The sequence below is a fragment of the Labrenzia sp. 5N genome (genome assembly GCF_012395805.1).
In the GTDB taxonomy this organism is placed as follows: domain Bacteria; phylum Pseudomonadota; class Alphaproteobacteria; order Rhizobiales; family Stappiaceae; genus Roseibium; species Roseibium algicola.
In genome coordinates this window covers 535,500-557,500 of sequence record NZ_JAAZTM010000020.1, presented here as the reverse complement: position 1 = coordinate 557,500, position 22,001 = coordinate 535,500, and the positions used below count along the sequence as shown (strand labels likewise).

General features: G+C 56.2%; 24 protein-coding genes. 15 read left to right on the top strand and 9 right to left on the bottom strand.

The window, feature by feature from the left end; genetic code table 11:
* Positions 1-107 precede the first annotated feature (107 nt).
* From HEP89_RS23160 to HEP89_RS23145, 4 genes are all read right to left on the bottom strand, one after another.
* Positions 108-734: a hypothetical protein gene (locus tag HEP89_RS23160; protein WP_168693162.1), complete on the bottom strand. Its 627-nt coding sequence runs from the start codon at positions 732-734 to the stop codon at positions 108-110.
* Positions 731-994 (bottom strand): hypothetical protein, encoded by a 264-nt coding sequence (locus HEP89_RS23155; RefSeq protein ID WP_168693161.1) that lies wholly within the window; start codon positions 992-994, stop codon positions 731-733. The genes HEP89_RS23160 and HEP89_RS23155 overlap by 4 nt, the downstream gene beginning before the upstream one ends.
* Entirely contained in the window at positions 994-1,302 is a 309-nt protein-coding gene (locus tag HEP89_RS23150) for a DUF2312 domain-containing protein (RefSeq protein ID WP_197923281.1), read from the bottom strand. The genes HEP89_RS23155 and HEP89_RS23150 overlap by 1 nt, the downstream gene beginning before the upstream one ends.
* A gap of 492 nt (positions 1,303-1,794) precedes the next feature.
* Positions 1,795-2,253: a hypothetical protein gene (locus HEP89_RS23145; protein ID WP_168693160.1), complete on the bottom strand. Its 459-nt coding sequence runs from the start codon at positions 2,251-2,253 to the stop codon at positions 1,795-1,797.
* A gap of 292 nt (positions 2,254-2,545) precedes the next feature.
* On the opposite strand from HEP89_RS23145, the gene HEP89_RS23140 reads away from it, so the two are divergent.
* A complete protein-coding gene (locus HEP89_RS23140; RefSeq protein WP_168693159.1) occupies positions 2,546-3,274 on the top strand; it encodes a hypothetical protein in 729 nt (242 codons plus the stop codon).
* 453 nt (positions 3,275-3,727) lie between these two features.
* Here HEP89_RS23140 and HEP89_RS23135 read toward each other — a convergent pair whose 3' ends face one another.
* Both HEP89_RS23135 and HEP89_RS23130 read right to left on the bottom strand, forming a co-directional pair.
* The gene (locus HEP89_RS23135; RefSeq protein WP_168693158.1) at positions 3,728-4,000 is read right to left on the bottom strand and encodes a hypothetical protein; all 273 of its coding nucleotides are present in this window, start codon (positions 3,998-4,000) and stop codon (positions 3,728-3,730) included.
* A 184-nt stretch (positions 4,001-4,184) separates the two neighbouring features.
* Positions 4,185-5,063 carry a hypothetical protein gene (locus HEP89_RS23130; RefSeq protein WP_168693157.1) on the bottom strand — a complete coding sequence of 293 codons (879 nt, stop codon included), beginning with the start codon at positions 5,061-5,063 and terminating at the stop codon, positions 4,185-4,187.
* Between the two features lie 299 nt (positions 5,064-5,362).
* Between HEP89_RS23130 and HEP89_RS23125 the strand changes: the two genes are divergently transcribed.
* Genes HEP89_RS23125 through HEP89_RS23115 form a run of 3 tightly spaced genes read left to right on the top strand, consistent with a single transcriptional unit; the run spans position 5,363 to position 6,406 of the window.
* On the top strand, positions 5,363-5,665 hold the full coding sequence (locus tag HEP89_RS23125) for a hypothetical protein (protein ID WP_168693156.1): 303 nt from the start codon (positions 5,363-5,365) through the stop codon (positions 5,663-5,665).
* Positions 5,666-5,693: 28 nt separating this feature from the next.
* On the top strand, positions 5,694-6,188 hold the full coding sequence (locus HEP89_RS23120) for a hypothetical protein (RefSeq protein WP_168693155.1): 495 nt from the start codon (positions 5,694-5,696) through the stop codon (positions 6,186-6,188).
* Positions 6,185-6,406 (top strand): hypothetical protein, encoded by a 222-nt coding sequence (locus HEP89_RS23115; protein WP_168693154.1) that lies wholly within the window; start codon positions 6,185-6,187, stop codon positions 6,404-6,406. Before HEP89_RS23120 ends, HEP89_RS23115 begins: the two co-directional genes overlap by 4 nt.
* 437 nt (positions 6,407-6,843) lie before the next feature.
* Here HEP89_RS23115 and HEP89_RS23110 read toward each other — a convergent pair whose 3' ends face one another.
* Together HEP89_RS23110 and HEP89_RS23105 are read right to left on the bottom strand one after the other, a co-directional pair.
* A complete protein-coding gene (locus HEP89_RS23110; protein WP_168693153.1) occupies positions 6,844-8,016 on the bottom strand; it encodes a pentapeptide repeat-containing protein in 1,173 nt (390 codons plus the stop codon).
* A 161-nt stretch (positions 8,017-8,177) separates the two neighbouring features.
* Positions 8,178-8,900, bottom strand: a complete 723-nt coding sequence (locus HEP89_RS23105; protein ID WP_168693152.1) for a hypothetical protein — start codon at positions 8,898-8,900, stop codon at positions 8,178-8,180.
* A gap of 44 nt (positions 8,901-8,944) precedes the next feature.
* Between HEP89_RS23105 and HEP89_RS23100 the strand changes: the two genes are divergently transcribed.
* Positions 8,945-10,153 carry a CHC2 zinc finger domain-containing protein gene (locus HEP89_RS23100; RefSeq protein ID WP_168693151.1) on the top strand — a complete coding sequence of 403 codons (1,209 nt, stop codon included), beginning with the start codon at positions 8,945-8,947 and terminating at the stop codon, positions 10,151-10,153.
* 2 nt (positions 10,154-10,155) lie between these two features.
* Here HEP89_RS23100 and HEP89_RS23095 read toward each other — a convergent pair whose 3' ends face one another.
* A complete protein-coding gene (locus HEP89_RS23095; protein ID WP_168693150.1) occupies positions 10,156-11,172 on the bottom strand; it encodes a hypothetical protein in 1,017 nt (338 codons plus the stop codon).
* An 86-nt stretch (positions 11,173-11,258) separates the two neighbouring features.
* Here HEP89_RS23095 and HEP89_RS23090 point away from each other — a divergent pair, with 86 nt between their 5' ends.
* The 10 genes from HEP89_RS23090 to HEP89_RS23045 all read left to right on the top strand — a co-directional run bounded on the left by HEP89_RS23090 (position 11,259) and on the right by HEP89_RS23045 (position 21,947).
* A complete protein-coding gene (locus HEP89_RS23090; RefSeq protein ID WP_168693149.1) occupies positions 11,259-12,920 on the top strand; it encodes a primase-helicase family protein in 1,662 nt (553 codons plus the stop codon).
* Positions 12,921-13,254: 334 nt separating this feature from the next.
* On the top strand, positions 13,255-14,100 hold the full coding sequence (locus tag HEP89_RS23085) for a hypothetical protein (RefSeq protein ID WP_168693148.1): 846 nt from the start codon (positions 13,255-13,257) through the stop codon (positions 14,098-14,100).
* Positions 14,101-14,312: 212 nt separating this feature from the next.
* Complete coding sequence (locus HEP89_RS23080; RefSeq protein WP_209014801.1) at positions 14,313-14,834, top strand: hypothetical protein; 522 nt, start codon at positions 14,313-14,315, stop codon at positions 14,832-14,834.
* Between the two features lie 144 nt (positions 14,835-14,978).
* Positions 14,979-15,662, top strand: a complete 684-nt coding sequence (locus HEP89_RS23075) for a hypothetical protein (protein WP_209014800.1) — start codon at positions 14,979-14,981, stop codon at positions 15,660-15,662.
* Positions 15,659-17,623, top strand: coding sequence for a terminase gpA endonuclease subunit (locus tag HEP89_RS23070; RefSeq protein ID WP_168693146.1), 1,965 nt, complete (start codon positions 15,659-15,661; stop codon positions 17,621-17,623). The genes HEP89_RS23075 and HEP89_RS23070 overlap by 4 nt, the downstream gene beginning before the upstream one ends.
* Positions 17,602-19,215, top strand: coding sequence for a phage portal protein (locus tag HEP89_RS23065; protein WP_168693145.1), 1,614 nt, complete (start codon positions 17,602-17,604; stop codon positions 19,213-19,215). Before HEP89_RS23070 ends, HEP89_RS23065 begins: the two co-directional genes overlap by 22 nt.
* Positions 19,212-19,478, top strand: coding sequence for a hypothetical protein (locus HEP89_RS23060; RefSeq protein WP_168693144.1), 267 nt, complete (start codon positions 19,212-19,214; stop codon positions 19,476-19,478). The genes HEP89_RS23065 and HEP89_RS23060 overlap by 4 nt, the downstream gene beginning before the upstream one ends.
* Positions 19,479-19,493: 15 nt before the next feature.
* A complete protein-coding gene (locus tag HEP89_RS23055; RefSeq protein WP_168693143.1) occupies positions 19,494-20,537 on the top strand; it encodes a head maturation protease, ClpP-related in 1,044 nt (347 codons plus the stop codon).
* A 3-nt stretch (positions 20,538-20,540) separates the two neighbouring features.
* Entirely contained in the window at positions 20,541-20,921 is a 381-nt protein-coding gene (locus HEP89_RS23050) for a head decoration protein (protein ID WP_168693142.1), read from the top strand.
* 12 nt (positions 20,922-20,933) lie between these two features.
* On the top strand, positions 20,934-21,947 hold the full coding sequence (locus tag HEP89_RS23045) for a major capsid protein (protein ID WP_168693141.1): 1,014 nt from the start codon (positions 20,934-20,936) through the stop codon (positions 21,945-21,947).
* The last annotated feature ends 54 nt before the right edge of the window (positions 21,948-22,001 follow it).

Sequence of the window (22,001 nt, the reverse complement as noted above, 5' to 3'; positions counted from 1 at the left end):
AAACCGGGCGGCTGCAGCGTGGCCGACCAATGGTCCGCCGGCCTCGGTAAAGAGGTCATCCAAAGACTGTTGAACACTGGCGGGGAGGGGCTGCATCGGATTGTTGCTTAGCCCCGGGCGCGGATGCCGATGAATGACAGACGCAATTCCAGCTGCGCACGCGCTTCGTCTAGGCCCCAAGGTTTGATGACTTCCTTGAAAGGGTTCGGCAGGTGCCATGTTTCCATGACGGCGCTTGCCTTCAGGAGATCGCGAACCTCGGTTGCCGTGACGGACTTGTCGAGGATCTGTAGATACTTGATCCGGGCCATGGCGACTTCGTCGTCATCATCTTCAGGAAGGCCTGCAGCTGCGAAAATGGCATCGGTCAGCTCGCCTTTCGCCTCGCGGATCGCGTCCATGAAGGCGTCGGCGAAGCCGGTCTTTGCGGCAGCGAAGGCCAAAAAAGGCCAGGGCGGTTCGCAAGAAAACGCGACATGGAAATCCGACAGGAGAGCATAGGCTTTATGCGCGTCAACCGCACGATCATACATCAGGCAGCAATGCTGCGCAGCGCTGTAGTGGACGTGCGGGGTTGCACCGTTGAACCGGGGCATCTTCACAAGTGCCTCGACCAGGTCGGGCCAGAAGATGTCCGCGGGAGCGAGGTTGGCGAGATCGACTGCGCGGCCGGATGCCATCAGCATCGGGTTCGCCATGCAGCGAGCGGAAACGGGGGAGGCATGCTGGGTCATCTTCCATCCTTGATGTTCTGACAGGCTTGCACGGCCTGGCCATGCAGCGTCATGGCGCGTTTCTTGATGGTTTCGGTCAGGCGGAGAATTTCCGCCTTGTCGTGCGGGCAGATCTCGAGGCAGGCCTTCAGATCCTTTTCACAGTTGACGATCTCGGCAATCAGGTTGTCGGCATCAGTCAGGAACCGTTCCGCCCTGTGAGCGGCCGGCGGCAGCAAACGTTTTGCATCGGAAACTTGCAGGGCGGACACGTGAGACATCAGCCTTCTCCGGATCCGGCAGTAGGTCCGGAAGCAGAACCCGCTCCCGGATCGTGGTCCGGGACAAGCATGTCGAGAGCGTGCAGGTAGAGATCAAGAACGGCCTCTTCCTCTTCACGCTTGTGCGGCTGTTTCTTGCGCAGGGAAACGACCGTGCGCAGGATTTTCACGTCGAACCCGTTGCCCTTGGCCTCGGCGTAGACGTCCTTGATGTCATCCGAGATGACTTTCTTCTCTTCTTCGAGCCGCTCGATGCGCTCGACAAAAGCGCGCAGCTGGTCGCCGGCAACGCCGCCTGGGTCACTCATTCCGATCTCCTTGGTTTTGGGGGAAGTCCTGCGAAACAGATTGAGGTTCCAAAATCTGCTTGGCAGGACGGCGCATCCTTTTGCGATTTGTAAGTGGTCAGGTCCGGGCGCCGTCCCTTGTGAGTGCTATTTCATTCGGCTGTCCTTTCTGTTTGAGGGGATGAACCAAAGGCTCGCCAATGGGGCGGTGCAGTCCGGATCTGTGCCCGGTTGATCAACGGAAACGGGCCGACCGGAGCGGGGCTGCCAACACTCCGGTCGGGCCTGCGCCGAAGACTGTCAGGGCGCAAAACCGGGGAGGGAGCAACGGCATTGCGTTCTGCTTTCATGTCTCTTGGGCAGGAAAGGGGAGGCCATTGGCCGAAAATCAGGGATTTGGAAGATCGTGATCGGCGCTTGTTTGCGCCTTGGCGGTACTGCATCCAGAAAACGGCGGCGATGCATAGGCCGGAAAGCCCGGTCGCCGCAAAGAGGGTGCCGTGGGCGATAACATCAAGAACGTCGATGCTCATGCGGATCTCCATTTCCTGGCGGATCGCATGCATCCGCCAGTTGCTGAGCAAGTTCGCTGATGGGGGCAGGGCCGTATACCGGATGACCGGTGGCGGCCAAGGCATCGGCAATTGCTTTCAAGGCGGCGGGTTTGCCGTAGACAACGGCATCTTCGGCCTCGCCTGGCAGGCGTAGGCACAAGGTTTCCACCTGCGCCCCATGCATGTACCTCTGGGAGCCATCCGGCTCTGTGATGGCCAGCGACCGCGTCGGGCTCTTTGCTGAGTGATAGAACCGGATTTCTGCTTCCAGTCGGGAAATGCACTTCTGCAGGCTGTCGACGAGCGTTCCAACCATCCACACCCGGTACTCCGGCGTTTCGTGTGTCGCCGTGTGAAACCATTCCAGTCCGTTTTTCAGAACTTTCAGGCTCGACCAAGTGTTCTGAACGAAACTCATTTCTGCGTCTCCCGATTACAAGTTTTGAGGAAACGCTACCGCGCTGCCTCGATCTTTGGGAGCATGCAAAAGTGGCAGCAGTTGCTCTTTCGGTGTTTCCAACTTTCAAAGGCATGTTGAGACACTTTTTAAGGGGAGGCGTTCAGCTCAACGCCGACCAGATTATGTGTCTATAATGCACGCAAATGCGTGCAAATCAATATATTGAACTTAAAAAAGTTGAATTAGACGTTCCTGCAACCGTAAAATTGCCGCGCAATTCGGGTTTAAACCGCTAGATTAGGTGGGAAAAATGTTTGGCGAGGGTGTGATTTTGGCCGGGATTCGGTTTTCAGTTGTTGATTTGATGAGGGCGGGAGCGGCGTTAGAGGCAAAGATCAAATCGCTAGGCGTTAGCCAGATCGAGCTACATGACGAGGTGTCTACCTACGAGCAAAGCGTATCGCACTCTGAGAAAGGCTACATCGGCGAGTACTTTCACCGAACGCTTAACACCTTGCCACCTTCGATGTTTCAAGGCGTCACATGCAGATCATCAGATGGCTATGTTGTAGCCACCACCGCTATTCGTTGTGACGATATTTCAGGCTGGGACCTGGACAGGTACATCCGGGAGTTTTGGATGCGAGCATACAGAACGAAAGATGGTGAACCTGTTCTGCTTTCGGAAACTGCGGTTCCATTCGCAAAGGACGTCACCGGGTCCATTGCCTACATCGGCGATACTTTCGTGGCGCCTGACCTTCGTGAGAACAATTTGGCGGCCTATATCGTCAGGCTTTGCCTGGTCATCGCCAATACCAAGTGGCGACCGGTGTACACTTACGGATGGATGGCTAGGCATCACGCCTTTGAGAAAGCACTCTTCCTGAGGTGGGGGTACACCACCTGCTATCCGGGGGGGCTTATCTGGGAGAGGCCGCCAGCGAACAAGGCATATGAAGATTTGTGCTTCCTGGGATGCACGCCTGCCGGAATTGCTCAGCTTTTGATGAGGCCTTTGGATATCGGCCTGGACTAGGCTTGAACGAGTAAACCCCAATAAACCATGCACCTTGTCCGTTTGTTATTGGTATCAGGGCGCGAACATAAGAAACAGGGAGGCGACCGATTAAGACCGTGTCGTCACACTCAATGTGTTCAATGATTACGGAGGTTTGGTGTATGCAGTCGCAGTATCCACCAGCAACAATTTGGCGGTAAGTTTCACTAAAAACAGACCGTGGGGACACGGGTGTTCTAGGCCAATCAAAGTTGAATTGCGCAGATGCCAAGCTCTGACTGCCTCCCCACAAAATTTGTGGTGACTGCAGCCGTGACGGGTTTCCATCAAGCAGCACTAATTGTTCAGAATATTTCCCCATCTCCTCGCAGAGCAAAAAGTCATTTCTGATGCACTCAGAAACAATGCATTTAGCTGTTGGGTCGGTCGAGGAGTTCAAGAATGAAAGATCAAGTCGCGTAACGCTATTGGTCATGACAGCAAGCTCCTTTGCAGCATTGCCGTCTGCAAAAAAGGGTCAGCGTGTTTCATAAACAGTTCAACATCGTCACCCATTAAACGTTCAGGGTGACTGTGTCCGAACAGATCGTGGCAAACAAAGCAGCTGACAAAGATGGTCAAATTATAGTCGCTGCATTTGTCGAGAAAGTTTTCTAGTTCCTCCTCTGGGGAGCGTACCGTGAGGTCTTTGTAAACCTCAGCTGCGAACGCCTCAATTTTCTTCCGTTCAAAGGAGTTACCCATTTCCAGCCCCGGTTGCACGGTCTTCAATTGATTGGATTAAACATCTGATATGAATTGCCGTTCAGGCATTTAAGGGGCAAAGTTTCTTCTCTGTAAAGCTCAATTTCAAGTTGAGTAAAAAAACAATAAAATGCAACCAAGGCGAAAGTGGTGAGTTGCAGAACGGTCAGCTTACAAATTCTGATTATGCGCCGCGATCTGACTTCGACAGCTTCAGTGCGTAAATCTTCTTGACGAGTTGTGCACGTTTTTCAGGTGGGCCAAGGCGGCCTGCGATCGCATATTCGAGTTCATACGCTTCCTCAAGGGATTCTTGGAGAAGCTCAATATCCAACTCTCGACCATTTGCGATACGCGACAGTTCGTCGAACGCGGCGGAACTGTGGTCAGTCGTCCGAGTGGTCTCATTTCCAGAGATCCATTCGCGCAGGTCTTCGATTGGAGTGTTGGTTTGTTCTGAGACGTGAGAGAGATCCTCGACGCTCAGTTTTTCGCCTTCGGCCAGTTTGGCAATCGCGTCGCGTTTCTGGTCGAAAGACAAGTGCGAGAATAGGTCCAAGAGCGTGTCAATTCGCTTGTTTCTTGGGAGCCCAGTCAGTACCCAGTTCATATCGACATCTACGACGTTACAAAGCGCAGCCAGAGTGTCGTTCTTGGGAAGTGTCTGCTTTATAAAAAAATGTGAAACGTAATTCACGCCGAGTTTTGCCGCCTCGGAGATCTTCCGAAAGCTTTTGCCGCTCAATAGCAATGCGGCTGCAATTCTGTCGACTGGTGATGCGTTCATCCCAAATTTATAGAGTTGTTTTTCGTGTATCGCACGCATCAAAAAGCGTTCGCACTTATTGACGTGCACGCATAAGCGTGCATTATCTGGTTTATGACACACGAGTTGCTCAAACCCATCGATCTTTTCCTCGCTCTCAAGCGTGAGTGCGGCGAGCGCATGTCTGAAAGTCACTTTGGTCGGGTCTCTGTCCGAGACGGGCGGTTGTATGAGCGGCTGTCCAATGGCGGTGACATTGTTTCCAAAAAGGCTTTGGCGATCAGAGTTTTCATTCATGAGGAAACTCTCCGACTGATTCAGGAGCATGGATTGAACGAAATCGATCCGTGTTTGCTTAGTCAGTCTCTCCCGCAACTGCCGAGCGTGTCACCGCGTAAATCTGCAGAGGTTACGCAATGACGTCTCGTCCGACTTCGGAGCATGATCGAGCGGCCATAAAAGCAGCATTTCGAAGGCTGTTAAGAGACGCTGGTGGTCAGTCAGAAGCCGCTGTTTCAACTCGCGTCGGGCAGCAGGCACTTTCACGGTATGGATCTCCCCACCACGAAAGCGATCACGTTCCGGCGGACGTGTTGATGGACCTCACGATGGATGCGGACAACCCTGAAGTGGTGCGCACCTTATGCAGGTTGGCCGGCGGTGTGTTTGTGCCGCTTCAGGCAGTGCGAACAAATGACGCCTGTTGGCCCCAGCAATTGGGGGCGCTGGTGCGCAGTGGTGCTGAAGCTGCGGAATCCATCTGCAAAGCTTTAAGCGACGACGGTCGGGTCAGCCTGGAAGAGATCCAGGACCTTGATATTCGCGCGAAACTTTCCGCAGCCATTGAGGCGCTCGCAGTTCTCGACCGACACGCGCAAGCGGTGGAGGGACGGGAATGAGTAACTTCACTGGTGCGGAGAGGTTGGCATGAACCAGACACCGCGCATCCTTCCCGATTTGCTCGCGCCGATGAATGACTTCGTCCGAAAGTCTGATCAGGTGATCGACCCCGTGGCGATGGACTATCTCGCCAAGCGGCATCCGGACGGTATCCGTGTCATCGATATCGCAAGCTATCACGGGCTTCTGTTCGTTGAGGCGCAGGATATCGTCGAGATCGCCTTGTGTGCTCAGCAACTGAAGGTACGCCGCGACCAGGACGGCGACATTCTGTTTGTCTGGCGGGCGGGCACAATGCCGCCGCTGTCCGGTCTGGAAAAGACACTGTTGCGCCAGGCGCAGCGTGACCTGGAGGCCGGTCCCGATCGCATCTTTGTCGAGGGCGCTGCAACGGATTTACGCGTCGGCCCGTCCGCTGTCCGCAAGGCACTCGAATTTCTTGTTTCTGCAGACCTCTTGACCCGCGACGGCCGCGCCTACGCGCTGACGCCGCTCGGCCGCACCGAAGGAGACCCGGAATGAAAAGCATGACCGCCGAGCAAATCGTGCAGCTGGATCCGGCTGCTGTCGTCTTGTGGGTGTTCCATCCTGAGGGGCCGAAGGATGTTTATGAGCCGGCGTACGATGGCGAAGAGAAGATCGCGGCGCGCATGACGGTTCTGAAAGAGCTTGGTGCGGTGACGGCGGTTCAGACCCATCCGCATCTGTTTTCGGAAGAGCCGGAGGTGATGTCGTGCTGACGTATCTGGACGGGCAGATCGAGCTGCACCCGGGGGATGCGCGCGATGTGGTTCCGAAGCTTGGCCGCCGTTTTCCTGTCGCATGTTTCCATGCGCCGTACCGGTTGACCTCCGGTGGATCGGCGCGCTCTTCGGAAAACCACAAGGTCATGTCGGGCGGATGGATGGCCGACTATGACAACTCCGGCTGGCTCATGGTCTGCGAAATCACTTGGAAAGAGATCATGCAGTCAGTCGTGAGCTGTCTCGCGGCTGAAATCAAGCTCACTACTCCCGATGCTCACAGCCCAACCGCACTGGAAACGGACGGGTTAAGCGTCGTCAAGATACTCATGCCTATGCGCGGAAACGAAAACGGCTTCACAAGCACGCCGCTTCCAACGTTGGCGAGGAAGGCGGGCATTGATGTTGCTGCGGTAGTTAGGGTCGGTGCGATGTCAGATATTGGGATCTCTCTTACGGAGCCTTTCAGTCCAGCTGCCCTTTCGATTTTCAGCCGCCAAAAGTCGTTTGAGATGCTCAGCTCGGAGTTCATTTTCGTTACGGAGTGTGAGGCCTTCCATAATCTTTTCGGAGACGCCCTTGGGCGGATTAATTCTCACGGCCCAGGCGTTCGTAATGTCGATGTCTGGAGAGGATACATCCGCTCCGGACAGGTTTGTTCCGGTCAGGTTTGTTTCAGACAGGCGCGCTCCCGAAAGGATTGCTCGAGACAGATCCGCTCCAGTCAGCGTCGCTCCGGACAGGTTTGCATAAAACAAGTGCGCTCTGACAAGAGACGATCCAGTCAGGTTCGTTTTGGAAAGGTCTGCTCCGTCCAGGATCGCTCCGGACAGGTTCGCAACGGGAAGGCTTGCTCCTTTAAGGTTCGCTCCTTTCAGGTTAGCACCGGACATTTGCGCATGAAGAAGCTTCACTTTGGGCATGTACAATCCCGCCAAATCCGCACCGAACAAGTTTGCATTGCGGAGATCCAACAGGCAGCCACGTTCGAGGGATCGAGCGTTTGGCAGTGTGCGGCGAAGACTGGATACCACTTCCAAGGCCTTTTGCAGATCGGCCGGAAACGGGGCGTAGTATACTTTGGGGTGGACAGGTACAGGACTGACGGATTTGACGCGAACCTTGGATCGTTCGCGGACAAAGTCAAAGAGCAGGTCGAGCACAAGACTGTAGCTTTCGTCCGGATCGCTTATGGCAAGATCACGCAGGGCGTAAATGCCAGCAAAGCGGACAGACAGGTCCAGGCTTTCCAACATTTGTGCACCCTTCTGGTAGCGATCCAGATTCAGCCCCTTTTCGGACAGTCTGTGGGCTCGATGGGCGAGGACCGAGCGCCAGAGTGCCAACGCCGTTCCGATGATGCCGAGTGCGATAAGGCCAAGATTTCGCACGTTGGCAAAGAACTCGTTGTCTGGTTGCGCAGCTATTTCCTGCAAGTAGTGGGCAGGCCCCTTGGAAAAGGCTTCTATGACAATGTGATAAGCGTGCAGGCACAGTACCCAAAGAAATGGACTGACGCCGATGAGCACGGCCATGACCGCCAGAGCAGCCAGCCACCACCGAAGCCGTGGCCGGTCCATACCGAGCAGCCAAGAAATAAGCCCCATTCAGGTGTCCCCCATTCCGTCTTGAACTTGCCGACTTTCCGTCAGTTCGACAAGAGGAGGGTGACTTGATGCGCAACCTTTTCACCGACTTGCCAAATATCGCCAGTAGCGCATGCCAAACAGATTGGGTGGCCACAATCAATGGAGCGAGTTCGATGATCTCATGGCTTTCTGATCAGGCCTTCAAGTCGGTTTTGTTCCTCTTCAAGTGCGTTGATCATCAGATAGGTGCAATCTGCATACTTAATAATTTCAGTAAATGCCCGTTTGCTCAGCTCTTTCATCTTAGAAATATCGTTTGTTTCGCGAGAATTGCAAAAATAGCAGAGCTTGCTCATTATAGATTCAACTTCTTCGAGTGTGCTTCGATACTGTTGTCTAACTTTTATTACTTCAGAGTTTGTGTCTGGATAAATTGGAAGCCGTCTTATTCTGAGATCAGCCTGAACGGAAAAGTTTTCGATGCGTTGTGCTTGAGCTTTGATTTTACTCCATTGAGGCAGCGCATAAACAGCGTCAAGCTTCTCATTATCTTCACTTATAAAGGAACAGTCCTTTGTAATTTCAATAATTTCAATTTGAAAATTGAAAATTTCTTCAGAAATGGCAGAGCATTCTTTTGCGCGATCAATAAAGGCCTTCGTCTCGGCGCTTATGTTTTGTTGAAGAAGTGGTTTTATTTGATATCGTGCAATCAAATAAGCGCCGCTTACAGTAACCAAAGCGCCTGCCAACGTTCCAAAGATGCCCATCCAATTCGAAATCTCTCGAATTCCAGACCAATCCATCGGCATAATCCAATATCCAAGTGCAAGAAGTCCAAGTCCAACGAAGTACAGCCAGACTGGAGACAAAGCTGGAAGTATTTCCCGAAACGTTCTCATTTTCTTGCCAATAACACGGCCCGGTTGCAGATGGGAGTCTTCCCATGAAACGCTATACCGAAGCCGAGAAGGAACGCGTTAAGGCGAATAATCCGATCTCGAGCATCATCGGCCGGCACGTGACCTGGGACAGGGCGAAGACGAACGCCAACGCTGGTGACTTCTGGGCTTGCTGCCCGTTCCACGTGGAGAACAGCCCGTCCTTTCACTGCGTTGATCGGGACCATCGATACAAATGCTTTGGCTGTGGCGCGACGGGTGATCAGTTCACGTTTCTGCAGAACGTCGAGGGGCTTTCCTTTGTTGAGGCAATGGAGCGTCTTGGTGGCAATGCTGAAGCGGAGCCGCTGAGCCTGGAGAAGATCGCCGAGGACAAGGCGCGGGCAGAGGACAAGCGGAGAGAGCAGGAGGCTTTTGCCGAGGCTCGCCGCCAAGAGGAAATCAAGAAGGCTTTCAAGCTTTGGGGATATGGCGGCCGCGTAGGCGGTACGGAAGGTGTTGGCTATCTGCGGGGACGCGGATTGGCGCCGCTGCCGTTCGTTCTGCCGCTTCGGTTCCACCCGCATTTCAAATACTGGCACTCGCGGCCGGTACCGGGCCAGAAACGGCAGGAGTTTTTCGTGCTCTTTTCCGGGCCGGCAATGCTGGCGCCGATAACCGGGCTGGATGGCTCGTTTGCCGGTGTGCACATCACCTATTTCGACCCGCGCCGACCAGGACGGAAGATTGAGCTGGAAGATCCATATGCGGACCCGCGCGAGGGTGGAAAGCCGTCACTGATCGCGCCAAAGAAGATCCGCGGCTCAAAGCGAAACGCCTCCATAAAGCTGTTGCAGCCTGAAGGCTTCACCCGGCTGGTTGTCGGCGAGGGGTGGGAGACGACTGCGTCTGTCGCCCTGGCCGAATATGGAACCGATGTTTTCAGCCGAACGGCCTATTGGGTTTCCATCGATCTGCAATCCATGGGCGGCAAGGCCATTGAAACGATCGCGCACCCGCACCTGAAGAACAGGGCTGGTCGCCCGCTCAAGGTGCCTGGGCCTTTCCCGGATATGGATGACCCGAGGGCGCTGACCATTCCCGACCAGGTCGAGGAAGTTGTTCGTCTCGGTGATGGCGACAGTGATCGCTTTACCGCCGAACAGGTGATGGCGCGGGCGAACGCACGGTGGGCGAAACTCGGCCGCCGGCAGTTCGATGCCTGGGCACCTGAGGGGCAAGATTACAATGACTTGGTGCGGGGGGCGGCATGACACTATTCGCCATCGGAATGCGTGTCTTGAACCCAGGGACTTGGCTTCTCTTCCTTGTTTTTGACGGGGGGCATCTTTCGGCGACTGAACGCACGTTGCTGCGCCCAAACCAAACGTTGCAGCATACCCCTGAATCGCTCCTTGAAAAGCCCTTTGAACTTGTCTGCAAAAATGAAAAACAGCTTAACTGCAGCATAAAGGCTGGCTATCAAACCGAAGATAATTGCGGCGAATTTGGCATAGTCAGTTGCAGTGGAAATAGGCCCGACATTCTCCGTGAGCCACTCTGTCAACGTAGAGGCTGGCGTGCCGCGTACGACGAAGTTTACTTCTTCTCCCGTTCCTATCGGCACGGTCCGCTCGCCGAACCTAATGAGTTGCGTGACATTGAGGTGCATGGGCGAGGGGGCACTATTGGGTGCAGAAAAACGCCAGCGGAAGATTTCTTCCTTGCCGCTTATCAGTGTCCTTTCGATCGAAAGCGGCTTGCTGAGACTGTAGTCGCCCGCATAAATTTCAATCTCAAATTCCGACGCGAGGCCCGGCGTGGGCGCGATCGAAGCCCAGTCGTTGATCAGCGCAACATCGTAGGTAACGCCAACCGCCAAGTCGTATTCTTTGCCGACCAAAATATTCGGCGGAGGCAAGACCCGAATTTTGACGGCTTTTTGGTATCGGGCGATCTCATTGGAAACGAGATCCAACATTTCGGACGGCTTAGCGGTCTTGTCAATTCGATTGATGATGCTTTTCGTGAAATCATCTGCATCGGGAAAGAAGTCGATAAGCGGGGTGCTTGTGTACTCTGCAACTCGCATTGCTTCATCAATTCGAGTGAAAATGTACATCTGCATGTTGGCTTGCAGTTCTTCAGTGGGGTGGATGACTGCAAAAACTTCCGTTTCCTTGTTGTCTGGTTTTGGGATTTCCTGAAGGGCCCAGACGGCAGCGATAACCAACGCAACTGTGCAGTTAATTGCAAAAATCAAACGAAACGTCTTGGTTCTGAAGTAATCCATGAGTTTTGCCCACCGAGCTGTAACCTTAAATCATCAATGGTAGAAGTTTACTGCTTCTCCTCTGGGTTGACGAGGAGATCGTTGCAGTGACGGAGACCGGGGCATCGAGTGGGGCGGAGAAGCATGACGTACATGCAAAACTGCGGGCTGAACTTAGCGCCGGAAAGGCGAAAACAGGTAGTGCCGGGAAAACAAAAGGACAGACTGGCAACTTAAAAAACACGGATGCCAGTGATCCGCGCGCAGACGGCTTGGCGCGTGTGCGAGCCATGATCGAAAACGCCAGTCAGCCCGGCACAACGGACGTTGACGCCGAAATTCTGACGGATCAGGAAAATGATACGGACAATGACACCGGATCCAGTGCGCCTGTGCCGCAAGAATGGGGCTATTCACTCGAAAAGATGAATGCGGAGTGGTCGCTTGTCCTGATCGGATCCAAGGTTGCTATGGTGCGCGAACAGCCGCATGCCAAGGAAGAGGACCGCGTTCGTGTTGTCCAGGTGGACTCCTTCCACAGGCTCTATAACAACAAACCCACGCAGGTGATGGGGGCGGACGGTAAGATCAAGACCGTGTCCTGGTCGAAGCGATGGGAAGGTGAACGCCACCGCCGTCAGTACGACGGCATCGAGTTCTTTCCGAACCCGGAAGGGAAGGCGGGAACGCGCGGTTACCTCAATCTTTGGCAGGGCTTTTCTTATCGGCCTGACGCAAAGGCCGGGTCATGGTCGGTTCTGAAAGACCATATGCTGACCAACATCTGCAACGAGGACACCGAGCTGTTTCGTTGGGTGTTCGCCTGGTTCGCACACATGCTTCAGCGGCCGCGCGAACGGCCGGGCACTGCGCTTGTCATCCGTGGTTTGATGGGAACCGGCAAGTCGATCATGGGCGAAGTGATGGGCAGCCTGATCGCGCCTCATTTCTTCCAAGTGGATGATCCACGGTACATTACCGGGCAGTTCAATGCCCATATGAGTGCCTGTCTGTTACTCCAGGCTGAAGAGGCGGTGTGGGCTGGTGACAAAGTGGCCGAAGGTCGTCTCAAAGGGTTGATCACCTCGAAAACGCAGATGATCGAGTCGAAGGGCGTTGACCCGTACCGGCTCGATAACTTCGTGCGCATCATGATGACCTCCAACGAGGACTGGGTTGTGCCGGCCGGCAAGGATGAGCGCCGGTATTGCGTGTTGGACTGCGCGCCAAACGCCAAGGAGAACCATGGCTATTTCGGAGAAATGATGTCTGAGCTGGAGGAGGGCGGGCGCCAGGCGCTGCTGGCCGATCTGCTGGCTTTCGATCTGAATTCCGTTAACCTGCGTCAGATCCCGCGGACGGGTGCGCTGCTGCAACAAAAGCTGCGATCGCTCGACAGTGTCGATCAGTTCTTTTTCGAGCGGCTTTTTGAGGGGACGTTGCTCAAGGCAGATGACAGCTGGCAGCCAGGTGGCAGCATCATCAAGCAGATCCTCTATGAGGAATATCTCGCCTCGGCTGACAAAGTCGGGATAAAGCGGCGCGCAGACCTGAACCAATTCGGCAAATCATTGTTGAAGCTCATTCCTGGGATTCCAGAGGCGCGGCCACGCGACGGTGGTACGCGGAAACGGGTCTATATCTTTCCGAGCCTGGAGGATTGCCGCCGAAGCTTCGAAGAGGCTGTTGGGCAGGCAGTCGATTGGCCCGTAGAGATCGACTTGCCAACCTTTCAAAGCGAGCTCTCCGCGTGGAGAGAGACAGGATGAGAGGGGGAGAACGGCTTTCCGGCAGCCTTGGTCCACCCTCTGCGTGGACCACCGGTTACAGTGTGGACCGGGATTAGCCAATGAAATCAACGGTTGGTCCATATGGTCCACGTGGTCCATACAAAATCACGCCCCGCGCGCGCGTGAGGTCCGTTTGCCGATCTACCCCTTTGCACCTGCTCTCCACATGGCTGGTTTGCCCGGACCATCTGGACCACGACGCTAAGTCATTGAAGGGCAACGAGAATGCCGGTCCATATAGTCTTTTATTTGACTGGACCACTATGGACCACATGGACCACCACTTGAAATCCTGCAAAACCGGGGCTTGGGCATGAAGAGACGCATCGATATCGAAAAGCTGCTGAAGTGGGCCTATTGCGAAGAGTTGCCGAAGGGGGCTCGTGACGGGGTTCAAAGCGCGGTGGCTGGCTCGAACTTCTTTGCCATCATTGAGCTGGGGCTTCTGGGCACCAGGGTCGATACCTCCGGCAGAGCACCTGACCGTCAATTCTCGCGATTTGATGAGGTCGTGCATCCTGATGCCATGAAGGTGCATGAGGCAGTTTGCTCATTCAATTTTCTGGATCTTGATCTGCCGCCCGATTGGTGTCCGATGCCGGAACTGGCCGCCTTCGGCGAGCATGGGCGGAACGCAATCAATGGCGCTGTTAACAGCCTGACTGTCGTGGATGGTCAGGGGCAGCGTTGGCTGCAGCGTCCAGTTGGACAATTGGTGCAAAGTTACGCGATCATGGGCGGCTGCCCGGATGGAAGTTGCGAAGCACCTGAGCTGCTGACTGTTTGCGGAGAGCACGGCGGCCCGGTCTGGTTTCGGTTGGTCAAGCACCGGTACTATGACGATGGCGGCACGCGCGTGACTGCGCAGGTTGAGCAGGATGATGGCTGGGACAAATACCGGAAGCGCCCGAAGCGTGGTGCGTATCAGAAGAAATATCTGCATCCCGATCCGCACGAGGCGTTGGTGAAGCGTGGCGAATATCAGCTTTGGCTGGCAACCCTTGGTGAACTCGTTGAAATGCTTGCGAATACTCTCACTGACTATGAGCCCGTGATGACCCCGAGGCCAGCAGAGCCGTGGAATGTTGTCGACACCGAGAAGCGGTTGAGAGGTCGCCCGATCCGTATTGCGCGAAAAATATCCTTGACTGCAACCTGACGCTTGACATACAAAAACCGCACTGAAAAAGGTTCACACCCCGCTGGCAACGCCCGCGGGGTTTTTTGTTGGGGTTGCCATGTGCGCGCTTGATCGTATCGACACCTGTGCGCAGCTCTTTGGCTGTATCGATCAAGTCCGTGATCTGAGGTTCTGGCATGCTCGGTATGTATTGGTCTGATGTCACCGGCATCAGGGAGCTGGATCGTGCCATGTCCAAACTTTCGGGCCGAACGATCCGTTTGATTGGATCGCGGTCGTTGAACCGGGCGGGATCGCAGGGGCGGACCAGGACGGGCCGTGCGCTGGTAAAGCAAACCGGCCTGAAACTGCGAACCGTCCGGGCCGCCATGGTCCCGGTTCGGGCGTCGGCCTCGTCGCTCGTTTACCGGATCAAGGCACGGGGCGGGGATATCGCCCTCAAGCATTTCGACGCGAGGGAAACCCACAGCGGTGTCAGCGCCAGGCCTTTCGGTCAGCGCAAGATCTTCAAAGGCACGTTCATCAAGGGCGGAAAGTTTCCGTCTCGTGTCGCTCTCAACATGGGCGGGCATGTCTATGCGCGTTCGGGTTCGGGACGCCTGCCGATCAAGAATCAGAAGTCAGGCGTCATCTTACCAACGGAACTGGTGAAGGGTGCGAGTGCCGAGGCATGGCAAACAACAGTCGCCAAGGTCTTGCCGATGCGCGTCATCCATGAGGTGAAGCGCGAGACAGGCAAGGTCTTCGGCTGAAGGCTTTAGGGACCGTACACCGGGCCTCGCCCCGCCACGGGCGGGAAGCTCCCGAGATCTCGTCAGTCTGACGCTAAATTCAAAGCCTAAAATTAAAGTTGAGGGCTAAACTTCTAAAGTTGAGAACTTGAGGGGATCTGGGCGGTGGACGCACCTATGCCGGAAACCCTGTCCAAAGGAGAGTTTGCGCAACTGATCTGCGTCACTCCGGGCCGGGTTTCGCAATACATCAGCGAAGGCAAGCTTTCCGGTGAGGCGTTGGACGGCGAGGGCCGCCGCGCCAAGATCCGGGTTCAGCCTGCATTGGCGCAGCTCCGCATGAAGCTGGATATCGGCCAGATGATGGGCAACGGTCTCGGCACGCGCCTCCAGCAACCGCCGGCCGCTCCGCCGCATCCAGCTGGAAGCGAGCTTCCTTTCCAACCAGGTCCGCCGCAGCGATCTCCTGCTGCGTGGCCTACGCCAGAAGACACAGGCCCGACCGTTGAGGATCAGCTCAAGCAGGAAAAGCTCCTGCAGGCGCGCATCACCAGCCGGAAGGCTACAGAGGAAGAAGAGAAGAGGAAGGGCCGGTTCACTGAGACAGCCGCTGTAAAGGCGGAAATGAACCAGATGGCCGGCAAGCTTCTCGACATATTTGAGGGAAGCCTTCCGGACTTCGCAAATGCTGTTGCGGGCAAGTTCAAGGTACCTTCAAGGGATGTTCTTCACCTCCTGCGGGGTGAGTTCCGGGAGATCCGCGCGAAGGCCGCGAAGGCTGCCCGCAATGAGGCGGATGAAGAACCCGAAACGATCAAGTCGGAAATCGAGACCAGCGAAGAAGAATGACCTACCTCACAGTCGACACAGCGAACCCGCGCCGCTTGTCGCTTGAGGCCCTGTCTGAGGTTTTGAACCCGCCGCCGCCTGTCGATTATCTGGATTACGCCGAGAACAAGGTCAGCTTTTCCGAGCGTGAAAGCCCCTTCAAGGGCAACTACAACCGGAACCTGTTCGGATATTTCGACGAGATCCTGCGCGCTCTTTCGCCTGACGATCCTTGCCGGATCGTGACGCTGGCAAAGAGCGCGCAGCTTGGCGGCACTGTGCTCGCCAACATCTTCACCTGCGGTTCCATTGAAATGGACCCGGTTGATTTCCTCTATGTCCATCCGACTGAGGGGAACGCGAAGCGCTGGTCGAAGATGAAGCTGTCGCCGATGCTGAAGAACTCGGCATCGTTGAAGGCGCTGTTTCCGCAGTCGTCTCGCGATGGCAGCGATTCCGTTCTTTACAAGGAGCGGGTGGATGGTCGTGGAGCTATCCAGATCTCCGGTGCGAATTCGCCGGCATCGCTCAGCCAGGTGACGATGAAGCGCCAAGTGCAGGACGATCTGGCGAAATGGGAAACCAATACAGCCGGTGATCCGGAGGCACAGGCCGACAGCCGCAGCCAGGCGCACGAATTCGCGAAGATCTTCAAGATCTCGACGCCGCTTGTGATGCCGGGTTGCCGGATCACGCGCAACTTTGAAGACGGAAGTCAGGAGCTTCCTTACGTCCCGTGTCCGCATTGCGGTCACATGCAGGTTCTCAGATGGGAAAACATGCTTGCCTATCTGGATGAAGAGCACCCGGAAAATGCTTGTTTCTATTGCGAAGCACCCGATTGCGGCGCAGCGATTGAGGAGCATCACCGGTCTGAGCTGAATAAACGCCTTGAATGGCGCGCTCAGAACCCAAAAGCAAAGCGGCAGCATCGCTCCTTCTGGATCTGGTCTGCCTATTCGGTTCTGCAAACCTTTGAGCGGATCGCCCGTGCCTGGTTGAAGGCGAAGGGAGATCCGGCCAGCGAACAGACGTTTATGAACGACGTCGTCGGGCTAGCGTTTCAGACGCAGGGTGAAGCTCCACCTTGGGAAGGTTTGCGCGACCGCGGCGCGGTCTCTGACTATGCCCGTGGGCGCATTCCTCCGGGCGCTGTGATCCTCACGATCGGCATCGATTGTCAGGACGACCGAGTGGAATGGCATGTCGTCGGTTGGGGCCGGAACAAGAACCGGTTCGTGATCCAATATGGCGTCTTTTCAGGGCATATCTCGGAAGAGAGCTGTCAGGAGAAACTGAACGCCCTGGTGAAGCAGACCTGGCCGAACGCCTACGGCCGTAAAATCTCGGCGGATCGCATCGCGATCGATGGCAATGCGTACACCGAGGACGTTTGGGAATGGGTGAAGAAGCATCCGGCCAGCGTCGTGATGATGGTTCGCGGCAATAATTCCGACAGCGCTCCGATGCTTCTGCCGGTGAAGAAGGAACGGCACAAGAAGACAGGCAAGCTCCTGAAGTGGTCCAAACGCTTCTATTCCTTCAATGCGTCGGTGATGAAAATGGCGCTTTACAGGAATTGCCGCAAAGAAGATCCGCTGGCAGCCGGTTACATCGCATTCCCGACCGGGCTGGACGATGAATATTACCGGCAGCTGACGGCCGAGCGTCGTGTCTCGAAGAAAAACAAGGACGGTTTTGACGTCTACAACTGGGAAAAAGACCCAAAGCAGGCGAACGAAGCCCTCGACACCATGAACCAGGCAGAGGCGGCAGCGCTTCGGTTTGGTGTTCGCGACATGCCCGAATTGCTTTGGGACAAATACGAGGCTGAACGGGAAACGTTCCCGAAAGAGGCACAAGGCGATTTCGAGGATCTCCTGAGCCAGCCGGCGCCCGAGCCCGCGCCGGAAACCGAACCAGAAACCAACCCTGAACCTGAGAAGGCATCGCGCAGCAAATGGCGAAAACGAACGGGCTGATTGACGTGCATGGCCGTCCGCTGCGCGCGCGTTCCGATTTTCGGCCGCAGAGCCGCTATCTCCGGGACACCCGTTCCGGCGTCATTGCCTCGCGCATGGTTTCTCTGGTCGAGAGCCGGGATGATATCCGTCAATCGTGGCAACGCGCCGCGGCACTCGCGCTGGACCTTATCAAGAATTCCGGCCGGCTCCGCGGTGCCGCTGACCAGGTGATTGCCGACACGGTCGGTAGCGGGCTCAAGATGACGCCAACGCCTGACTTCTCCGGCTTGGGTTGGAGCGACAATGAGATCAAGGAATGGCGTCGGCTCGTAAAGCGGCGTTGGAACCGGTACCGGAAGAACCGGAAGGAGGTAGATTTCCGGGGCAAGTTCAGCTTGTCACAGCTCGTCGACGTCGCCCTTCGCTGGGATATGGCATACGGCGAAGTTACCGGTCTTCTTGAGTACATGCCTCGCGCCGTCCGTCGTCGCTACGGGATCACGACCGGCACGAAACTTTGCCTGACACCGCCCCATCGTCTCGTTCAGGATACAAACGAGGTTGAGGGGCTCTATCAGGGTGTCTATCAGGACGAAAACGGCAGGCCTGTCGGCTATCTCTTTGAGGAGCGCGAGGCCGGGATTTCCGTCAAACGCAAGTATGATGCGTATGATCGTTCTGGGCGGGACATCGTCCTTCACGTCTTCAATCCGATGGACGCGACGGATGTGCGGGGGATCTCGGTTCTTGCATCTGCGTTCCGCAAGCATATCCAGCACGAGTTGCTGGACGATGCCACACTTCAGACCGCGATCTTGCAGACCGTTTTTGCGGCAACGCTCACCAGCGAAAAACCGACCATGGAAGCCTTTGAGGCGCTTGAGGTCTTGAAGCAGGAAGATGTCGAAGGTGCTTCGGACTACGCGAACGACTATGTCGACTACCTGAAGGGCAGTCTGGAAGCTGCGGCAGAGTCTGAGATCCGCATTGGCGGCGACCCGCAAGTTTCACACCTGGCTCCAGGCGAGAAGCTCGACTTCAAGGCGGCGGGCACTCCGGGAAACCAGTATCTGCCGTTTTCGAATGCTTTGTCGCGCGACACAGCCCGCGCCATTGGTATTTCCTATGGCGCGCTTACTATGGATCATACCAACGCGACCTATTCGTCTGTACGGATGGAAAACTCGTCCATCTGGCCGGTGGTCAAGCGGCGGCGCGATCATTGTGCAGTACCGGTTGAGCGTACTGTTTATGAAGCGTGGCTCGACGAGGAGATCGGAGAGGGGCGCATTCCCTTCAAAGGTGGGTATCGCGCGTTCCTTGCGAACCGTGATGCCATTCTGCAGGCGTCCTGGGAAGGACCGCCGAAGCCGACAGCCGACGATCTGAAGAGTTCCAAGGCCTCCAGCGAGCGGCTGAACAATGGCACAAGCTCTATCGAGATCGAGGCTGCGGATCTTGGCCTCGATCCGGACGATCTCTTCGAGCAGCGGCTCGAAACACATCGTCGATACGAAGAGGCCGGGATGGCTTCGCCGTACGCACCTAAAGCGCCAGCTGCGCGCACGCCTGTTGAAGAGCCCGACGATCCGAAGGAGGAAGAGGTTTGAGTATTTCCTCGGTCATCCAGATCGGCGGTGAAGATGTCGACATCAACGCACCTTGCGATGTTGTGACGGCGTTGAAGAAACGTCTGATCGCTGTCGCGAGCGGATCTTCAGAATTGATCATCCGCATGGGTGGTGAAGAGGTCACCTTCAGCAAGGCCAACGTCACGCAGCTCAAAAGCCTGATTGCCGACTACGAAGGGCAATGCGCTCGCGCGAACGGGAAGGGGCGGCAGGGCCGTTCTCGCAGACTTCGTTTCATCTAAATCAAGGAAAGACCGATGGCGGTTTATGTGAACGGCGAACTCGTTCTTTACGGGTTCGTTGGGGAAAGCCTATGGCGTGAGGGTTTCACGTCGAGCGAGGTGCTGCAGGCGCTTGCGGAGCATGGCACCGACAACGACCTGACCGTATTGCTGAACTCCGGTGGCGGATACGCCTTCGAAGGCATCGCGATCTACAACGCCTTGAAGGCGCACAAGGGCACCGTGACCGTCAAGATCGACGCGATCGCCGCCTCGGCCGCCTCGGTCATTGCGCTCGCCGGCGACAGCATTGTCATGCGTGCCGGTTCCGAGCTGATGATCCACGATCCGTCCGGCTCTACCTATGGAACCGCCAGCGACCATGACAAAACCTCCGCAGCGCTCAACAAGCTCGCCGAGCAGATGTCGTCGCTCTACAGCGCTCGCAGCGGCAAGGATCTGGCAGAGGTTCGCCAGATCATGAAAGACGAAACCTGGTTCACCGCTGATGAGGCGGTCGAGGCCGGGTTTGCCGACGAAGCCGAAGAGGCCAAGGCCAAGCAGGCAACCGCCTTCGACTATCGCGTTTATGCCAACGCACCGGAGCGTCTTGTCGCCCTTTCCGTCGAGAAGGGGTGGACCTTCGAGCGCGAGATCAACCGAATTGCGGCGTCCGCCGCACCAACCAGCCAAGAGGAGACCAGCATGGCTGAAACAACCGAGGCGGGCGGTAAATCCGTCGATGTCGCAAAGGTGACTGCCGATGCGACCGCCGCTGCCCAAACGCGTATCAAGGCCATTCTTGGCTCTGATGAAGCAAAAGGTCGCGAGGCTCAGGCGCAGCACCTTGCGTTTAGTACCGACATGACTGCCGAAGACGCAGTCGCAATTCTCGCTGCAGGCGTCGCCGCACAGCCGACGAGCGAAGCAGAGGAAGAGGCGAACCCAGCCGCCTATGAAGCCGAGCGACTTCGTGCCTCCGGCCAGGCTCTGCCCTCCGATGGCCCGAAGCCTGCACAGGCGAAACTCAACCGCGCAGGCATCTTTGCCTCCCGCGCTCAGCAGATGAAAGGTGCATAAGCCATGGAGAACAAGACCATGGGGCCGCGCAATCTTGCCTTTGTGCTTTCCGAGGCATCGGGCAAGCGGTCCGTCGATACCGTGACCATCGCCTCCGGGGAAGGTGTTCTTGAGCCGGGTTCCGTCCTCGGCAAAGTCACCGCTTCGGAGAAATATGTTTTCTCGCCGAACGCCGAGGTCGTTGGCAAGGAAGGCGCAGAGGTCGCAACGGCGATCCTTGGATATCTTGTCGACGCAACCGACGCGGACCAGAAAGTCGTCGCCTACACCGCCGACGCAGAGGTCAAGAAGCCGATGCTTCTTTTCCATGCCTCCGTAGACGATGACACCAAAACCGCAACCAAGCTCGACCAGCTGCGCGCTGTCGGCATCAAGGCACGCTAAGGAGGACCCTGCATGCCGACACTCGATATTTTCAATGACGATGCATTCAGCGTTCAGAACCTGACGGCAACCGTCAACGAACAGCCTTACCGCCCTGGACAGATCTCGTCCTCGGGCATGTTCGAAGAGGACAGCGTCACAACGACCGTTATCTCTGTTGAAAACCAGAAGGGTGAGCTGAGCCTTGTGGAGCCGACCGAGCGTGGCGGTCCGGGTGAGACGACTGGCGACGGCAGTCGCGGTCTGGTTCCGTTTTCGGTGCCTCACTATGAGCGCGATGACGCGGTCAAGGCAGATGAAGTTCAGGGCGTCCGTGCATTCGGTTCCGAAACCGAAGTCGAGCAGGTCATGGATCGGGTCCGGTCGAAGACCGATCGTCATCTGCGCGATCTCGACATGACGCTGGAGCATCAGCGCGCCGGCGCGATCAAGGGCATCGTGGTCACAAAATCCGGCGTGGTCCTCGAAAATCTCTATTCGCGGTTCGGGATTGCCGTACCGGCTGCCGTCAGTCTGGATCTCGACAACGAAGCCGCCAAGGTCGACGAGATCCTCGAAACGGACGTTGCCTGGTCCATCGAAGACTCTCTCGACGATTACTATACCGGCTTTCATGTCTGGACTGGCCGAGAATTCCACCTGAAGGTTTGGAACCACAAGCGCATCCGCGAAACGTTCCTGAATACTGTCGGCGCTAACCAGCTTCGCCAGGCCATTCCGGACAAGTACCAGATCGGCAAATTCACCTTTGAACGTTATCGGAATGGCAGCAGGGCCAAAGCCGATAACGGCGGCGTTGGCTACATCGCCGAGAACGAGGGCCGTGTAACGCCGATGGGTGTTTCCGGGCTCTTCATCAGCCGCTTCGCGCCGGCCGATTACATCGAGACGGTGAACACACAGGGCCTGCCGCGTTACGCAAAAGTCTGGGTGCCGCAGAACGGCAAGAAGGCAGAAATCGAGATCCAGACAAACGTGATCTCGCTTTGCACTCGGCCTGGAGCGCTCCGGCGCCTGACGGTCTAAGCCGCACAGATCTGACCTGCGAAAAACCCCGGAGCATCGCCCCGGGGTTTCTTT

Coding starts and splice junctions, on each gene's coding strand:
- HEP89_RS23160 (WP_168693162.1), bottom strand. CDS start 734: ATGACCCAGCATGCCTCCCCCGTTTCCGCTCGCTGCATGGCGAACCCG.
- HEP89_RS23155 (WP_168693161.1), bottom strand. CDS start 994: ATGTCTCACGTGTCCGCCCTGCAAGTTTCCGATGCAAAACGTTTGCTG.
- HEP89_RS23150 (WP_197923281.1), bottom strand. CDS start 1,302: ATGAGTGACCCAGGCGGCGTTGCCGGCGACCAGCTGCGCGCTTTTGTC.
- HEP89_RS23145 (WP_168693160.1), bottom strand. CDS start 2,253: ATGAGTTTCGTTCAGAACACTTGGTCGAGCCTGAAAGTTCTGAAAAAC.
- HEP89_RS23140 (WP_168693159.1), top strand. CDS start 2,546: ATGTTTGGCGAGGGTGTGATTTTGGCCGGGATTCGGTTTTCAGTTGTT.
- HEP89_RS23135 (WP_168693158.1), bottom strand. CDS start 4,000: ATGGGTAACTCCTTTGAACGGAAGAAAATTGAGGCGTTCGCAGCTGAG.
- HEP89_RS23130 (WP_168693157.1), bottom strand. CDS start 5,063: ATGAATGAAAACTCTGATCGCCAAAGCCTTTTTGGAAACAATGTCACC.
- HEP89_RS23125 (WP_168693156.1), top strand. CDS start 5,363: ATGGACCTCACGATGGATGCGGACAACCCTGAAGTGGTGCGCACCTTA.
- HEP89_RS23120 (WP_168693155.1), top strand. CDS start 5,694: ATGAACCAGACACCGCGCATCCTTCCCGATTTGCTCGCGCCGATGAAT.
- HEP89_RS23115 (WP_168693154.1), top strand. CDS start 6,185: ATGAAAAGCATGACCGCCGAGCAAATCGTGCAGCTGGATCCGGCTGCT.
- HEP89_RS23110 (WP_168693153.1), bottom strand. CDS start 8,016: ATGGGGCTTATTTCTTGGCTGCTCGGTATGGACCGGCCACGGCTTCGG.
- HEP89_RS23105 (WP_168693152.1), bottom strand. CDS start 8,900: ATGAGAACGTTTCGGGAAATACTTCCAGCTTTGTCTCCAGTCTGGCTG.
- HEP89_RS23100 (WP_168693151.1), top strand. CDS start 8,945: ATGAAACGCTATACCGAAGCCGAGAAGGAACGCGTTAAGGCGAATAAT.
- HEP89_RS23095 (WP_168693150.1), bottom strand. CDS start 11,172: ATGGATTACTTCAGAACCAAGACGTTTCGTTTGATTTTTGCAATTAAC.
- HEP89_RS23085 (WP_168693148.1), top strand. CDS start 13,255: ATGAAGAGACGCATCGATATCGAAAAGCTGCTGAAGTGGGCCTATTGC.
- HEP89_RS23080 (WP_209014801.1), top strand. CDS start 14,313: ATGTCCAAACTTTCGGGCCGAACGATCCGTTTGATTGGATCGCGGTCG.
- HEP89_RS23070 (WP_168693146.1), top strand. CDS start 15,659: ATGACCTACCTCACAGTCGACACAGCGAACCCGCGCCGCTTGTCGCTT.
- HEP89_RS23065 (WP_168693145.1), top strand. CDS start 17,602: ATGGCGAAAACGAACGGGCTGATTGACGTGCATGGCCGTCCGCTGCGC.
- HEP89_RS23055 (WP_168693143.1), top strand. CDS start 19,494: ATGGCGGTTTATGTGAACGGCGAACTCGTTCTTTACGGGTTCGTTGGG.
- HEP89_RS23050 (WP_168693142.1), top strand. CDS start 20,541: ATGGAGAACAAGACCATGGGGCCGCGCAATCTTGCCTTTGTGCTTTCC.
- HEP89_RS23045 (WP_168693141.1), top strand. CDS start 20,934: ATGCCGACACTCGATATTTTCAATGACGATGCATTCAGCGTTCAGAAC.